Consider the following 15,599-nt stretch of genomic DNA (forward strand, 5'->3'; position numbering starts at 1 on the left):
ATCGAGGGGCTGTGCGGGGATTCTAGTGCAGTCCGCTCGATGAATCGCGGCGCGCGTGGGGCGGGAGGCGCTTCAACGCATCCGCCCCACCCTTGCCGTATCAGGGATACAGGCCCCGCACCGCACGCGCTTCGAGCACGCGCCGGCAAGCGACGACGAAGGCTGCGGTACGCAATGTGAGCTTGCGTTCCTGGGCGATGTGCCACACGGCACCGAAGGCCTCGGTCATGATGCGCTCGAGACGGGCGTTGATCTCCGCCTCGGTCCAGAAGAAGCTGGAGAAGTCCTGCACCCACTCGAAATAGCTCACCGTCACGCCGCCCGCGTTGGCGAGCACGTCCGGCACGACCAGCACGTTGCGGTCGTGGAGGATCGCGTCGGCTTCCGGTGTCGTCGGGCCGTTGGCCCCCTCGACGATCATCCTGGCGCGGATGCGCGGCGCGTTCGCGGCCGTGATCTGGCCTTCGACGGCCGCCGGCACGAGGATCTCGCAGTCGAGTTCCCAGAAATCCGCCGGGGCGATCTCGGTCGCGCCAGGATAGTCCGTGAGTTTGCCACCCTCGGCGAGATGCTTGCGCAGCTGGTACGGGTCGATGCCAGCGGGGTTGTGCACGGTCGCGGCGACGTCCTGGATCGCGACGAGCTTCGCCCCGGCGTCGTGGAAGATGCGGGCCGCGGCCTCGCCGACGTTGCCGAAACCCTGCACGGCAATGCGCGCCCCGGTGATCGGCAGACCGACCTTCTCGGCGGCCGCGCGGGCGCTCACGAACACGCCGCGGCCCGTCGCATCATGCCGGCCGAGACTGCCGCCGAGCGCGATCGGCTTGCCGGTGACGACACCGGTTGCGGTGCGGCCCTGGTTCATCGAGTAGGTGTCCATCATCCACGCCATCACCTGCTCGTTGGTGTTCACGTCGGGCGCGGGAATGTCCTTGTCCGGCCCGAGCAGGATGTTGATCTCGCTGGTGTAGCGGCGCGTCAGGCGCTCGAGCTCGGCCCGCGACATCGGCTTGGGGTCGACGCGGATGCCGCCCTTGGCGCCGCCGTAGGGCACGTTCACCACCGCATTCTTGATCGTCATCCACGCCGACAGCGCCATCACTTCCGAGAGCGTCACGTCCGGATGGAAGCGCACGCCGCCCTTGCCGGGGCCGCGCGACACGTTGTGCTGCACGCGGTAGCCCTCGTAGTGCGCGATCTCGCCGTTGTCGAGGCGGATCGGCACGTCGACGACGAGGATGCGCTTCGGCCGGCGCAGGGTCTCGATCCACGGACGCAGCGGCGCGTCGATATAGGGGGCGACCGCCTCGATCTGGCTGAGGTAGGTCTCCCACGGGCCGAGGTGGTCGGCGGACAGGTAGGACGGAAGGTTCTCGTGATGCATGCTGTCTCCGGTGTTTATGGTCTTTGGCGTGGGTGCTGCGGAAAATCAGTGCTGCAGGATCTTCGCGAGGAACTGCTGCGCGCGCTCCGAGCGCGGGTTGGCGAAGAAGGCTTCCTTGCTGTCGTCCTCGACGATCTTGCCGTGGTCCATGAAGATCACGCGGTGCGCGACGCGCTTGGCGAAGCCCATCTCGTGCGTGACGCACATCATCGTCATGCCCTCCTGTGCCAGCTCGGTCATCACGTCGAGCACCTCGTTGATCATCTCGGGGTCGAGCGCCGAGGTCGGCTCGTCGAACAGCATGCAGATCGGGTCCATCGCGAGCGCGCGGGCGATCGCGACGCGCTGCTGCTGACCACCCGAGAGCTGGCCGGGGAACTTGTGCGCGTGCGCCTTGAGACCGACGCGGTCGAGGAAATACAGCCCCTTCTCCGCCGCCTCGTCCTTGTCGCGCTTCAGGACCTTGATCTGCGCGAGGCTCAGGTTGTCGCGGATCGTCATGTGCGGGAACAGCTCGAAGTGCTGGAACACCATGCCGACGTGGGCGCGCAGTTTCGAGAGATTGGTCTTGGGCGCACCGACCGAGGTGCCGTTCACGTGGATGTCGCCCTGCTGGAACGGCTCCAGCCCGTTCACGCACTTGATGAGGGTGGATTTGCCGGAGCCCGAGGGCCCGCACACGACCACCACCTCGCCCTTGTTCACGTGGGTGGAGCAGTCGGTGAGGACCTGGAAATTGCCGTAATGCTTGCTGACCTTGTCGATGGTGATCATGACGATGCCTTTTCGCTGAGGTGTGTATCGGGAACGCAGACGCCGCGGGCTCAGGCGGTCTGCAGACGTTTCTGGTAGTGGCGCACGGCTTGCGAGGCGGCGAAGCACAGCACGAAGTAGACGGCGCCGGCGAAGAGCACCAGCTCCACGAGCCGCCCGTCGCGGTCGCCGACCTTGTAGGCCGCGCCGAAGAAGTCGGCGAGCGCCGACACATAGACCAGGGAGGTGTCCTGGAACAGGATGATCGCCTGCGTCAGCAGCAGCGGCACCATGTTGCGGAAGGCCTGCGGCAGCACGACGTGCAGCATCGCCTGCGGGTAGCTCATGCCGAGCGCGTGGGCGGCGGCGAGCTGGCCCTTGGGCACGGACTGGATGCCGGCGCGGATGATCTCGGCGTAGTAGGCCGACTCGAACAGCGCGAAGCCGATCATCGCGGAGGCGAGGCGCACATCGGAACCCGGCGGCAGACCGAGGAAGCTCTCGAGGAACTTCGGCACGATCAGGAAGAACCACAACAGCACCATCACCAGCGGGATCGCGCGAAAGAGGTTCACGTAGGCCGCGGCGGCCCACGCCAGCGGCTTGATCGACGACAGCCGCGCCATCGCCAGCAGCGTGCCCCAGACGATGCCGGCAACGATCGCGAGCGCCGTGATCTCCAGCGACACCATCAGACCCTGGCCGAGGAAGCCCAGCGAGACCGGGATCGACGACCAGTCGAATTCGTAGGAACCGAACATTTCACTTGCCTCCGAGGTAACCGGGGACGCGCACGAGGACTTCCACCTTGCGCATCAGGAGCATGACGACGACGTTGATCATCAGGTAGGCCACCGTCACCGCGACGAAGGACTCGTAGGGCTGAGCGGTGTAATCGACCAGTTGGCGACCCTGTGCGGCGAGCTCGAGGAGCCCGATCGTCGAGCACACCGCCGAGTTCTTGAAGACGTTGAGGAATTCGGACGTGAGCGGCGGCACGACGAGGCGGAAGGCCATCGGCAGCATCACGTGGCGGTAGGTCTGCGGCAGCGTCAGGCCCAGCGCGAGGCCGGCGTTCTTCTGCCCGCGCGGCAGCGCGTTGATGCCCGAGCGCACCTGCTCGGCCACCCGGGCGCTGGTGAAGAAGCCCAGGCACACCATCGCCGCAACGAATTGTTGCGCGATCGGGTTCAGCGCCTTGAAGGCGTCGCCGGCCGCTGCAGGCAGCAGCTCCGGCAGCACGAAATACCAGAAGAAGAGCTGCACCAGCAGCGGGATGTTGCGGAACATCTCGACGTAGGCCGTCGCGACGCCCGAGAGCCCGCGATGCGGCACGGTGCGCAGCACGCCGACGACGGCACCCAGCAGCAGCGCGATCACCCACGCCGACAGCGACAGCAACAGCGTCGTCTGCAGACCGGCGATCATCCAGTCGAGGTAGGTGCCGTCATTGACGGCGCTGGGGAGCAGAAACACGCCCCAATTCCATTGGTATTCCATGCAAGACTCCAGAACGTCGGAGAAAAAGGCCCCTGCGGCTGCGCTGGACGCAGCCGTCCCCTGCCCCCGGCGCGCGTGGCGCCGGCGGTACGGGATGCTTCAGGGGCGGGAGCCCGGAACGCGGGTTCCGGGCGTTCGGCTCAGGCCGGGTTCAGTATTCCCAGAAGATGCGCTGCAGCTCCTTGCTGTCCTGCGTCGCGGTCAGGGCGACCGCGGCGAGGATGCGCGCCTTCTGCGGGTTGAGGTCGTGGGCGACGACCCAGTCGTACTTGTCGTCGGGCTGTTCGGCGTTGCGCAGCACGAAACCGCCGCCGGTCACGCGCGCCGAGCGGATCACCTGCACGCCCTTGCCGCGCAGCTCCTGCAGCGCCGGCACGATGTGCTTGGCGACCGAGCCGTTGCCGGTGCCGGCGTGGATCACCGCCTTCACGCCGGCCTTGTCGAAGGCGCGGTAGGCCGCGTCGCTCATGTTGCCGTAGCCGTAGGCGACCTCGACCGGAGCGAGCTTCTCGATTTTGTCGATGTCGAACTCGGAGCTCGTCGTGTGGCGCTTCACCGGGGCACGGAACCAGTAGCTCTTGCCCTCGACGACCATGCCCAGCGCGCCCCACGGGCTCTTGAAGGCCTCGGTGCGGATGTTGATCGCCTTGGAGACGTCGCGCCCGCTCTGGATCTCGTCGTTCATCGCCACCAGCACACCCTTGCCGCGCGCGTCCTTCGCTGCCGCGACGGCGACCGCGTCATACAGGTTGAGCATGCCGTCGGCCGACAGCGCCGAACCCGGGCGCATGGATCCGACGACGACAACCGGTTTCTCGCTGCGCACGACGAGGTTCAGGAAGAAGGCCGTCTCCTCCAGCGTATCGGTGCCGTGCGTGATCACGATGCCGTCGACGTCGTCCTGCTTCGCCAGCGCCGAGACGCGCTTGCCCAGGGTCATCAGCTGCTCGTTGGTGAAGCTTTCCGAGGCGATCTGGAACACCTGCTCGCCGCGCACGTCGGCGACGTTGGCCAGTTCCGGCACGCCGGCGATGAGCTTGTCGACCGGCACCTTGGCGGCCTGGTAGGTCGCGCTGTTGGCGGCGGTGGCCCCCGCTCCGGCGATCGTGCCGCCGGTGGCGAGGATGACGACTTTGCTCTTGGCATCGGCGAAAGCGGTGCTGCTGGACAGCGCCAGCGCGGCGATCAGCGCCAGCGTGCGGCCGGCGATCCAGCCCTTGTGGTTGCGAACCTGCATATCGAGTCTCCTGAAGCGGCCCCGTCATGGGGCCTGTTGTATTTTTGAGCTGGGGTCGGGGTCGGTGCGATCACTCGAAGGGACGGTCGTTCGGCTCCTTGAAGAGCTTCTTCATCGCATCCGAGATCGGAAAGCCGAGGTTGATGTTCTTGGGCGGAATCGACGCGAGGAACCACTTGCTGTAGATCGCCTCGGCCTCGCCGGAGGTCATCGTCTTCGCGATCGCGGCATCGACCACCTTCTTGAAGGCCGGATCGTCCTTGGCCATCATGCAGCCGTAGGCTTCATACGATTGCGGCGTACCGGTGATGGTCCAGTCGGCCGGGCGCTTGGCCTTCGCGAGTTCGCCGTAGAGCAGCGCGTCGTCCATCATGAAGGCGACCGCGCGGCCGGTCTCCAGCGTCAGGAAGGACTCGCCGTGGTCCTTGGCGCTGATGATGTTCATGCCGAGCTTCTTCTCCTCGTTCATCCTGCGCAGCAGGCGCTCCGAGGTCGTGCCGGCGGTCGTCACGACGTTCTTGCCCGCGAGCTGCTCGAAGTCCTGTACGCCCGATTCCTTCTTGGTCATCAGGCGCGTGCCGACGATGAAGATCGTGTTCGAGAAGGCGACCTGCTTCGCGCGCTCGCTGTTGTTCGTCGTCGAGCCGCACTCGATCGACACGGTGCCGTTCTGCACCAGTGGAATGCGGTTCTGCGAGGTCACCGGCATCATGCGCACCTGCAGACTCGGCATCTTCAGCTCGGCTTTGATCGCCTCGACGACCTTCAGCATCATTTCCTGCGAATAGCCGACCACCTGCTGGTTCTGGTCGTAGTAGGAAAAGGGGATCGAGGATTCGCGGTGGCCGAGCGTGATCGTCCCCGTCTCCTTGATCTTCTGCAGCGTGTTGGCCTGCGCGACGGCGGGCACGAGGGCGACGGCGCCGGTGATCAGGGCGGCGAGGGTGGCATTCAGGGGCTTGCGCAGCAGCATCATGTCTCCTTTGGTATGACGGGATAAGTAATCCCGATGGCCATATCCATTGCAGATGCCGTGCCAGCTTTTTTGCTGCGCCGCGCAAGACGTGCAGCCCTTGAAATCCGCGAAGTGCCGGTAGCCGCGTTGTGCGGGGTCGTTCGGAAATCCGAACCAGGCTCCTTCGGAGCGTTCGGATTTCCGAACGCCCACCCCCTCTGCACGACACCTCGACTACGCGGCCGAGGGACGAGCCCCCTCATGACGACCAGGAGCTTCGTGCGGTTCGGAATCCCGGGCACCGTCCGTCAGTAAGGGAAGGCGAATTCGACGGATCGGCTCCCCTACCACAACGGTTTGCTCACATTCTCCGAAAAGGCCGAGAACATGAGGTTGAAGCTGATGCTCACGCGCTCCTGTGCGCCTTGGTTCGCATCCACGGAGTGCTGCAGGTAGGACGGGAACATCAGCAGGGTGCCGCTACGTACATTCACCACGACCTGGTCGGTGTTCTCGGCGGTGAGTTCCACGACCGGCGGCCGGATGATGGCCGCTTGAGGCCTGGGGTCGTGGAAGTTGATGCAGTCCGCGTCGGGTGGAACGCGGACATAATAGACGCCGCTCAGGAAGTTGTTCGGGTGCGAGTGCATGCGATGCGCGGCGCCCGGTGCCAGGACGTTGGCCCAGCAGCCGGTAATCTCGACGGCGTCGTAGCCCAGCCGCAGGAAGCGCGTCACACTCTTCGCCAGGCCATCGACGCACGCGACCAACTCGGCAAACTCCGGCCGTCGATGCAGCATCTGCTCGGACTGCCAGCCCTGGCCGGGTGCGAGCGGCGCCGCGGTGCGACGCATCTCGTCCAGCGCGGCGAGAAGCGTCCCGTCCATCGCGGCGTGAAGCTCCGGCTTCAGCTGGACCTTCCACACCAGGGTCGGGAACATCGCAATGACGTCCGACGCGCTCCAGCGGTTGATCTCTCGGGCCATGACTGGACTTCACCGATTCGCCACCGCTCATCGGCGGCGACACATTGATGTGAAGGCATCGAGGAGCCGAAGTTCCCCGTCCGATCACGTGCCGGGGGGCCGTCGCGGGCCGCCCTCACGCGACGACGCACGTGCTCACCGCGCCGGGCTGCAGGGGTGGTGCTCCCGCCAATGCCGCGCGATGTCGACACGCCGGCATACCCACACGCGGTCGTGCTTCTCGATGTGGTCGAGGAAGCGCTGCAGCGCGCGGAAGCGCCCCGGGCGGCCGAGCAGGCGGCAGTGCATGCCGATCGACATCATCGCAGGTCGTTCGTCGCCTTCCGCGTACATCACGTCGAACGCGTCGCGCAGGTATTCGAAGAACTCGTCGCCATGCGAGAAGCCCTGCGGCAGCGCGAAGCGCATGTCGTTGGTGTCGAGCGTATAGGGCACGATCAGCTGGGGCACGGTCTCGCCGTCGGACTTCCGCACCTCCATCCAGAACGGCAGGTCGTCGCCGTAGTAGTCGGAGTCGTACAGGAAGCCGCCGTAGTCGGCGACGAGGCGGTGCGTGTTGGGGGAGTCGCGGCCGGTGTACCAGCCGAGCGCGCGTTCGCCGGTGAGGCGCTCGATGATCTCCATGCCGATGCGCATGTGCTCGCGCTCGGTCGCCTCGTCGACGTTCTGGTAGTGGATCCAGCGCCAGCCGTGGCAGGCGATCTCGTGGCCGAGTTCGCGGAAGGCGGCGGTGAGTTCGGGGTGACGCTCGAGCGCCATCGATACGCCGAAGACCGTCAGCGGCAGGCCGCGGCGCTCGAATTCGCGCAGGAAGCGCCACACACCGACGCGCGAACCGTATTCGTAGATGCCCTCCATCGAGAGATGACGGTCCGGAATCGCGGGCGGATTGAAGAGTTCGGACAGGAACTGCTCGCTCCCCGGGTCGCCGTGCAGCACGCAGTTCTCGCCACCCTCCTCGTAGTTCAGCACGAACTGCACGGCGACGCGCGCGCGGCCGGGCCAGTTCGCGTACGGGGGCTTGCGGCCGTAGCCGACGAGGTCGCGGGGGTAATTCGAATCCATCTTCATAACGTTCACCTGGCTCAGTTGTGGCGGAAGCGCTTGCACGCATCCCAGTTGTTCATCAGCAGCCAATACGTCAGACCGGCGGGGGGCAGGCTCGCGTACCAGGACACCGCGGGGAAGCTCAACGCGGTGATCGCCCCGACCGCCGTCGCGACGATGCCCGCCCAGTTCAAGCCGCGGTAGGGCCCGTCGGCGTCGTAGTAGTGCTGCAGGTTCAGCGTGCGACGGCGCAGGATGTAGTAATCGACCACCAGGATCGCGAAGATCGGGCCGAGGAAGGCCGAGTAGGTCTGCACGAAGATCTGCAGGCCTTCGGCCGATTCGTCCTTGACCAGCACCCACGGGAAAGTCGCGAAGGCGAGCAGGCCGACGAGCACCGCGGACTTGCGGAATGACAGCTTGAACACGTCCATCAGCACGTAGGCCGGCGGCACGACGTTGTTGAGCACGTTGGTCGTGACCTGCGCGAAGGCGATGAAGAGCAGCGTGACGACCAGCAGCGGTTTGTTGTCGACGGCGCTCGAGAACACCTTGATCGGGTCTGCGGTGCCGGTTGCACCGGAGACCATCAGGCCGATCAGGCCCATGAACAGGGTCGCCGGCAGGATGCTCATCGAGTAGATCGTGGTCAGCACGGCGGGCTTCACGTCCTTGTGCAGCTCACGTGAGTAGTCACTGACGTTGAGCATCATCGTGCTGTAGATGCCCAGGAAGAGCATCGTCGCGCCCCAGAACGGCATGCCCCAGGAGCCCTCGATGCCAGTGATCTTCGCGTCGATCTGGCCGCCGAACTTGGTGATCACCGCATAGAACATATACACCAGCGCGAACAGGATGAAGCCGCTGCCGATGTTCTCCAGCCACTTGATGCCGTGGAAGCCGTAGATCGACAGCGCGATCTGCAGGAATTGGAAGGCGACGAAGCACACGACGAGATTGTCGAAACCGAACATCGTCGCCGACACCGCATTCAACGCCCCGGCGCCGATCCAGCTCTGGAAGCCGAACCACACCACTGCGGGCACGGCGCGAACGAGCCCCGGAAAGCGCGTGCCGGCGAAGCCGAAGGCGCTCCTTGCCTGCACCATGAAGGGAATGCCGTACTTGTGGCCGGCATCGCCGTTGATCGCGAGTGCGATGCCGATGACGAAGCAGCCGATCGCAATCGCGGCCGCCGCCTGCAGCATGTTGAGCTGGCCGACGAGGCTCGAGCCCATCGCGAAGGTGCCGATCGACACGCAGCCGCCCAACCATGCCATCAGGTAGGACCAGCGGTCCATGATTCGGACCTGCTGCGGCGCGAGCGACTCGTCGCCGGCCGGTTTGTATTCCCCTGCGCCCGCATCCGCCGACGCAACACCGGCGCCCAGGCCGGGCGCGGCGATCTTCTGTTCTGCAACCGCCATTTTCTGTCTCCTTCGATGCGGCCCGGACGCCTCGTCACGGGCGTCTCGGCGTGCCTTGGGAATGCCTCACGAACTCAGATGTTCGAATCTCCCGGTGAAACGCTTGGGCGGCGGGAAGGCGAGGTCGCCGTGCTTGCTGGTGCCGAGCTTGAGGCTCGCGAGCGTCTCGGCGAGCTTCACCGCAGCGGTCACGCCTTCGACGATGGGCAGGCCGACCGCGTCGCGGATCTCGTCCGCGAGGTCCGCCATGCCGCCGCAGCCCAGCACGATCGCGCCGATGTTGTCCTCAGCCTTCGCGCGAAGGCATTCCTCGACGATGCGGTTCAAGGCGCACGCGCCGTCGTCCTCGAGATCCAGCACCGGGATCTCGGCTGCGCGCACGCGGCGGCAGTGGTGAGCGAAGCCGTAGGACTGCAGCAGGTGCTCGGCGATGATGCCGGTGCGCGAGAGCGTCGTGACGATGGAGAAGCGCGTGCTGATCATGGTCGCCAGATGGAAGGCGGCCTCCGCGATGCCCAGCACCGGCGCGCGGGTGAGCTCGCGCGCGGCAAGCAGGCCCGGGTCGCCGAAACAGGCGATCACGTACGCGTCCGTCCCCTCCTTCTCGCCCTTGCGCACTTCGTCGGCGACGCCGACCGCGCTGATGGCCTCGTCGAAATGGCTCTCGATCGAGACCGGCCCGCTGTCCGGGTTGCTCGCGACGATGCGCGTGCCGGGGGCGGCGACGCGCTGCGCCGAAGCACCGATCTTCTCGGTCATGCTGCGGGTGGTGTTGGGGTTGATGACGCGTATCAGCATTGCTGTCTCCTGGTTTGTAATAAGGGAGAACGTCCTCAGCGCAGCTTGGGGCGGCGCTGGGCGACCTCCTCGAGAATCTTCTTCAGGTCCGCGGGCTCGGGTTCTTCCTCGACCAGCACGACGCTGCGTTCGACGTCGCGCAGATGGCGGTCCATCCAGCGCGTTGCGGCTTCGACATCGCCCGCCGCAATGATCTCGATCACGTCGTCGTGCTCGGAATGGCGGCAGCTCGCCGTCTGCGGCGAGCCATAGGTGGCGATCACGAGCGAAGAGCGCGACACGAGCTGGGTCAGAAAGTCGGTCAGCGTCTCGTTGCCCGAGAGCCGCATCAGTTCGACGTGGAATGCGCCCGAGAGAAAGATCGATTCGCGCCAGTCACCGCGATCCTGAGCCGCATGCTCGCGACGCACCAGGTCGCGCAGGGCTTCGAGCGCCGGCGATGTCGCCTTTGCGACGACCTGCGGAATCGCGCCGCATTCGATGATGCGGCGCGCGGAAAAAATGTCGCGCGCCTCGCCGACCGAAGGCTGCGCCACCGAGGCGCCGCGGTTCAGCCGCACGTCCACCAGACGCTCGTGCGCGAGGCGCTGCAACACCTTGCGGATGCTGGTGCGGCTCACGCCATAGGTTTCGGCAAGCGTGTCCTCGGGCAGCTTGGTTCCGGGCGCGAGGTGGTTCTCGACGATCGCGACGAACAAGTTGCGGTAGATCACCTCGTCACGACCGTTGCCGCCGAGTCCATCGTCGGCGCGTCCGGCTCCGAGTTCGGCTGATGCACGTTTTCCCATCGTTGTCTCCATGTGCGGGCAGGACGCGTCCGGCCCGTCGTTAAAACCAGTCTAGAATCACATTGGACACAATTCAATATATTTTTGTATCCATATAGACATCCCAACCCACTCCATCGCGCCCAAGCTTGTTACACCTGCAAAACACCAATAACGACGCGGAACTTTGCGCGAGGTCAAAAAAACTTCTTGACTTCATTTATTGGATACACTTTTATAACGTTACGGATACAGTTTATGAGCGCATAAGAGAAATTATACGTTCCGGGCTCGACCACTGTAGGACCGCACAATCCACAAAGGTAGCCGTCGCGGCATCGGTCGCGGCCATGAGGAGACAAGCATGTCAGAGCACCTGCCGGCGGGTTACAGCGACCGCCTGTACAACGAGGATCTCGGTCCTCTGAAGGACAAGAACTGGAACTGGTACAACATCTTCGCGTTCTGGATGTCGGATGTTCACAGTGTCGGTGGATACGTTTTTGCCGGCAGTTTGTTCGCACTCGGTCTCACAAGCTGGCAGGTGCTCGTGTCGCTGATCATCGGTATCTGCCTCGTCAACATCCTGTGCAATTGGGTCGCCCGGCCCAGCCAGCAAGCCGGCATTCCCTACCCGGTCGCCTGCCGCCTCGCCTTCGGCGTATGGGGCGCCAACGTACCGGCGATCATCCGCGGCCTGATCGCGGTCGCGTGGTACGGCATCCAGACCTTCCTCGCCTCGTCGGCGCTCACGATCGTCATGCTGCGCTTCTTCCCCGGCCTCGAAAGCCTCGCGCATAGCAGCTTTGCCGGCCTGTCGTATCTGGGCTGGCTCGGCTTCATGATCATGTGGGTGCTGCAGGCCATCGTCTTCTGGCACGGCATGGAAGCGATCAAGCGTTTCATCGACTGGGCCGGACCCGCGGTCTACGTGGTGATGTTCGTGCTCGCCGGCTGGATCATCTGGAAGGCCGGCCCCGACAACATCAGCCTGAACCTCGGCGAAGTGAAATATGAAGGGTGGGGCGTCATCGGCCCGATGCTGACCGCGATCGCGCTGGTCGTGTCCTACTTCTCCGGTCCGATGCTGAACTTCGGCGACTTCTCGCGCTACGGCAAGACCTTCGACGAAGTGAAGCGCGGCAACTTCTGGGGCCTGCCGGTGAATTTCCTGGCCTTCTCGGTCGTCACCGTCGTCATCACCTCCGGCACGATCCCCGTGTTCGGCCACATGATCACCGACCCGATCGAGACCGTCAGCAAGATCGACAACACGATGGCCGCGGTGCTCGGCGCCTTCACCTTCGTCACGGCCACGATCGGCATCAACATCGTCGCCAATTTCGTGTCGCCGGCCTTCGATTTCTCCAACGTCGCGCCGAAGCACATCAGCTTCCGCACCGGCGGCTTCATCGCCGCGGTCGGCTCGATCTTCATCACGCCATGGAACCTGTTCAACTCGCCGGAAGTGATCCATTACACGCTCGACATGCTCGCCGCCTTCATCGGCCCGCTGTTCGGCATCCTGCTGGTCGACTTCTACCTGGTGCGCAACCGCAAGATCGTCGTCGATGACCTCTACAGCGACAGGCCCGGCGGTGCCTACTGGTACGACAACGGCGTGAACAAGCGCGCGATGTGGGCGCTCGCTCCGGCGGTGCTGGTCGGTGTGGCAATCACGCTGTCGGGCACGAAGGTGCTGGCCGACTTCAACTGGTTCATCGGCTGCGCGCTCGGCGCCCTGTTCTACCACCTTGCGATGAAGGGCCAGAACGTGTCCCACGGCGCACGCGCCGACGAGACCGAGCTGGAAATCACGCCTCGCCTCGCCACCGAGTCCGCTTCCTGACGCAGCGCGCCGCGGGCGGCATGACCCGCCCGCGGCCCAATCCCCCGCAACAGAGAGAGCCAACCGATGAGTCACAACACCGGCAGCATCCGCATCGCCGAACCCGCCGCCCTCCCCGACTGGGCGCTGCGTTCGGTCGATCTCGCCAACCCGAGGATCGGCGCCAAGGCGCTGTATGCCTCCGACGACTTCTTCGCCGAAGTCTCGCGCATGTTGAACCCCGAACCCGCGCAGTTCGTCCCCGGCAAGTACGACGACAACGGCAAGTGGATGGACGGCTGGGAAACCCGCAGAAAGCGCACCACCGGCCACGACTGGTGCTTCGTCAGGCTCGGCCGCAAGGGCACGATCCGCGGCTTCGACGTCGACACCAGCCACTTCACCGGCAACTACGCGCCCGCCGTGTCGATCGAGGCCACCGTGTGCGACAGCGACGATACCGCCGCGCTGAAAGACGCGAAATGGACCGAGATCCTGCCCTCGACCTCGCTCTCGGGTAACAGCCACCACCTGCTGCAGGCGAACTCCGACGCCGCGTACACGCACCTGCGTGTGAATATCTATCCGGACGGCGGCATTGCGCGCCTGCGCGTCTATGGCCAGCCGGTCGGGGTGTTCGAGGGCACGGGTGATGCGCTCGTCGATCTGGTCGCGCTGGAAAACGGCGGTCGCCCGGTCGCGTGGAACGACGCCCACTTCGGCACCGCCTCGAACCTGATCCTGCCGGGGCGCGGCATCAACATGGGCGACGGCTGGGAAACCCGCCGCCGCCGCGAGCCCGGCTCCGACTGGTGCATCCTGCAGCTCGGCGCCGCCGGCACGATCGAGAAGATCGAAGTCGACACCGCCCACTTCAAGGGCAACTACCCCGACCGCTGCTCCATCCAGGCCGCCTTCGTCGAGGGTGGCACCGACCAGTCCGTCATCACCCAGAGCATGTTCTGGCCGGTACTGCTGCCCGAGCAGAAGCTGTCGATGGACGCCATCCACAGCTTCTCCGAGCAGATCGCCAAGCTCGGCCCCGTCACCCACGTGCGCCTCAACATCATCCCGGACGGCGGCGTCTCGCGCCTGCGTCTGTGGGGGAGAGTGAAAAAATGAACGAAACCCTGATCCGGCTCCAGGTCGAGCCGCTGACGCGCGAGACCTTCGCCCGCTTCGGCAACGTGATCGAGGCGTCCGACGCGGCCCATCATTTCACGATCAACGGTGGCAACACCGAGCGCTACCACAACCTCGCGCAGATCGATCCCGGCCCGGACGGCCGCACGATCGTGTCGATCTTCCGCGGTCAGCCGCGCGCGCTGCCCTTCACCGTCGGGATGATGGAGCGCCACCCGCTGGGCAGCCAGGCCTTCGTGCCGCTGTCGGGAGCCCCCTACCTGGTCGTGGTCGCGGAAGCAGGCGATGCACCGGGCGTCGAAGACCTGCGCGTCTTCCTCGCCCGCGGCGACCAGGGCGTCAATTACGCGCGCGGCGTGTGGCACCACCCGCTGCTTGCGCTCGACGGGGTATCGGACTTCCTCGTGATCGACCGAGCGGGGGAAGGGCCGAACTGCGATGAGATCCCGCTCGATGAAGCCGGCGTAATCGAATTCTAGCCAGAACGTGGCGGATTACGCCTTCGGCTAATCCGCCATACAGGGCTGACTCGCCCCTGACAAAACACGATTACCAACTGGCGCTCCTCGGCAACCCATCCCCATCCTGTCCTTCCCCTTGAAGGGGAAGGAAACTGCTAATCAGATTCGAAACACTACACTTGCGTGATTCGCACCACGCAGGTCCGCCCGTAACTGAACCGCCCGGAACGCAGGCGGTGACGTATGGGGTGTTCGCGGCGCGGCGAGGACTGTCTGAGCGCGCACCGCGGAAGCGCGGTGCAGGGCGCGCACTTGCGTCACCTCCGCCGCGCTGCGAAGCAGCAGCCGCTGAGCGAATACCTCATGCGGCGCCGGCGGATTAGCAACACGTACTGAACCGCCCACCGCGTCGCCACCATGCCCCACCATGGTTCCCGCCTCGTCGTGAACGCACTGTGATGATGCGTGACGCGCTCGCGCCCTCCTCACCGAAAATCGGCCGAAACTCCCGTCAACAGGGCCTTTCCGCCGGTCTCATCTTACGTGGCATGTTTCATGCAATTCCTGGCCTGACCGGTCTGACCAGTCAGATCACAGCACCCAGGAACTTACATGCCGAGCATCGCCAACGTTGCCGCCCAGGCGCTCCAGCGCCGCATCATCGACGGTGAATTCCCCGCCGGGTCCGCCCTGCCCTCGCAGCGCGAACTCGCCGAACAACTCTCCATCAGCCGCGCATCGCTGCGCGAAGCCATCTCCACGCTCGAAGCGCTCGGACTCGTGCGCAGCCAGCCGAGCAAGGGCGTCTTCGTCACGGCCGGCAAGCAGCCCGATCCCGCTCATCTGCCGCGCGGCACCGCGTCGATGACCCCGCAGGCGCTGTTCGAATTCCGCGCCGTCCTCGAACCGGCGTGGACCGCCCTCGCCGCCCGCCGCATCGACGCCACGGGTCGCGAGCGGCTCGAAGCCATTCAGCGCGGCATGGAAGACGCGCTCAAGGTCTGCGACCTCGTGATGGCCTCCGACTGGGACCTCCAGTTCCACCTGTGCCTCGCCGAACTCTCCGGCAACGCCGGTCTCGCCAGCGTCGCCGCGCAGTTCCGCGACCAGATCGGCCACAGCCTGCGCCTGCCCTTCTCCAACCCCTCGGGCATCTGGGAACCGGCCGACGAACACCGCCACATCATCGACGCCATTCTCGCCGGCGACGCCCCCGCCGCCGAGGCCGCCATGCGCGCCCACCTTTCCGCCGCCGCGCGACGCGCCGGCATCAACTTCCCCGCCCTCTGAAACCGCCCCCAGGAGATTGACCC

At 65.4% G+C, this 15,599-nt stretch carries 15 protein-coding genes; 4 read left to right on the forward strand and 11 right to left on the reverse strand.

The window, feature by feature from the left end:
* Nucleotides 1-100 precede the first annotated feature (100 nt).
* The 11 genes from GPA27_RS19565 to GPA27_RS19615 all read right to left on the reverse strand — a co-directional run bounded on the left by GPA27_RS19565 (nucleotide 101) and on the right by GPA27_RS19615 (nucleotide 10,875).
* The gene (locus GPA27_RS19565) at nucleotides 101-1,384 is read right to left on the reverse strand and encodes a Glu/Leu/Phe/Val family dehydrogenase (protein WP_169142166.1); all 1,284 of its coding nucleotides are present in this window, start codon (nucleotides 1,382-1,384) and stop codon (nucleotides 101-103) included.
* A gap of 45 nt (nucleotides 1,385-1,429) precedes the next feature.
* Nucleotides 1,430-2,158: an amino acid ABC transporter ATP-binding protein gene (locus GPA27_RS19570; RefSeq protein WP_169142167.1), complete on the reverse strand. Its 729-nt coding sequence runs from the start codon at nucleotides 2,156-2,158 to the stop codon at nucleotides 1,430-1,432.
* A 50-nt stretch (nucleotides 2,159-2,208) separates the two neighbouring features.
* Nucleotides 2,209-2,898 carry a glutamate/aspartate ABC transporter permease GltK gene (gltK, locus tag GPA27_RS19575; protein WP_169142168.1) on the reverse strand — a complete coding sequence of 230 codons (690 nt, stop codon included), beginning with the start codon at nucleotides 2,896-2,898 and terminating at the stop codon, nucleotides 2,209-2,211.
* A 1-nt stretch (nucleotide 2,899) separates the two neighbouring features.
* Nucleotides 2,900-3,637, reverse strand: coding sequence for an amino acid ABC transporter permease (locus GPA27_RS19580; protein ID WP_169142169.1), 738 nt, complete (start codon nucleotides 3,635-3,637; stop codon nucleotides 2,900-2,902).
* Between the two features lie 151 nt (nucleotides 3,638-3,788).
* Nucleotides 3,789-4,874 (reverse strand): type II asparaginase, encoded by a 1,086-nt coding sequence (locus GPA27_RS19585; protein WP_169142170.1) that lies wholly within the window; start codon nucleotides 4,872-4,874, stop codon nucleotides 3,789-3,791.
* 70 nt (nucleotides 4,875-4,944) lie between these two features.
* A complete protein-coding gene (locus tag GPA27_RS19590; protein WP_269469657.1) occupies nucleotides 4,945-5,850 on the reverse strand; it encodes a glutamate/aspartate ABC transporter substrate-binding protein in 906 nt (301 codons plus the stop codon).
* A gap of 323 nt (nucleotides 5,851-6,173) precedes the next feature.
* Nucleotides 6,174-6,815: a 2OG-Fe(II) oxygenase family protein gene (locus GPA27_RS19595; protein ID WP_169142171.1), complete on the reverse strand. Its 642-nt coding sequence runs from the start codon at nucleotides 6,813-6,815 to the stop codon at nucleotides 6,174-6,176.
* A 135-nt stretch (nucleotides 6,816-6,950) separates the two neighbouring features.
* Nucleotides 6,951-7,886 carry an allantoinase PuuE gene (puuE, locus tag GPA27_RS19600; protein ID WP_169142172.1) on the reverse strand — a complete coding sequence of 312 codons (936 nt, stop codon included), beginning with the start codon at nucleotides 7,884-7,886 and terminating at the stop codon, nucleotides 6,951-6,953.
* A 14-nt stretch (nucleotides 7,887-7,900) separates the two neighbouring features.
* Nucleotides 7,901-9,289, reverse strand: coding sequence for an NCS1 family transporter (locus GPA27_RS19605; RefSeq protein WP_169142173.1), 1,389 nt, complete (start codon nucleotides 9,287-9,289; stop codon nucleotides 7,901-7,903).
* Between the two features lie 66 nt (nucleotides 9,290-9,355).
* Nucleotides 9,356-10,087 (reverse strand): aspartate/glutamate racemase family protein, encoded by a 732-nt coding sequence (locus GPA27_RS19610; RefSeq protein WP_169142174.1) that lies wholly within the window; start codon nucleotides 10,085-10,087, stop codon nucleotides 9,356-9,358.
* Between the two features lie 35 nt (nucleotides 10,088-10,122).
* Nucleotides 10,123-10,875, reverse strand: a complete 753-nt coding sequence (locus GPA27_RS19615; protein WP_169142175.1) for a GntR family transcriptional regulator — start codon at nucleotides 10,873-10,875, stop codon at nucleotides 10,123-10,125.
* A 343-nt stretch (nucleotides 10,876-11,218) separates the two neighbouring features.
* On the opposite strand from GPA27_RS19615, the gene GPA27_RS19620 reads away from it, so the two are divergent.
* The 4 genes from GPA27_RS19620 to GPA27_RS19635 all read left to right on the forward strand — a co-directional run bounded on the left by GPA27_RS19620 (nucleotide 11,219) and on the right by GPA27_RS19635 (nucleotide 15,576).
* Nucleotides 11,219-12,703: an NCS1 family nucleobase:cation symporter-1 gene (locus tag GPA27_RS19620; protein ID WP_169142176.1), complete on the forward strand. Its 1,485-nt coding sequence runs from the start codon at nucleotides 11,219-11,221 to the stop codon at nucleotides 12,701-12,703.
* 66 nt (nucleotides 12,704-12,769) lie between these two features.
* Complete coding sequence (gene alc / locus GPA27_RS19625; protein WP_169142177.1) at nucleotides 12,770-13,804, forward strand: allantoicase; 1,035 nt, start codon at nucleotides 12,770-12,772, stop codon at nucleotides 13,802-13,804.
* Complete coding sequence (locus GPA27_RS19630) at nucleotides 13,801-14,304, forward strand: ureidoglycolate lyase (protein WP_169142178.1); 504 nt, start codon at nucleotides 13,801-13,803, stop codon at nucleotides 14,302-14,304. Before alc ends, GPA27_RS19630 begins: the two co-directional genes overlap by 4 nt.
* Before the next feature lie 594 nt (nucleotides 14,305-14,898).
* Complete coding sequence (locus GPA27_RS19635) at nucleotides 14,899-15,576, forward strand: FadR/GntR family transcriptional regulator (RefSeq protein ID WP_169142179.1); 678 nt, start codon at nucleotides 14,899-14,901, stop codon at nucleotides 15,574-15,576.
* Nucleotides 15,577-15,599 lie beyond the last annotated feature (23 nt).

This window comes from Aromatoleum toluolicum (genome assembly GCF_012911005.2).
Taxonomy (GTDB): domain Bacteria; phylum Pseudomonadota; class Gammaproteobacteria; order Burkholderiales; family Rhodocyclaceae; genus Aromatoleum; species Aromatoleum toluolicum.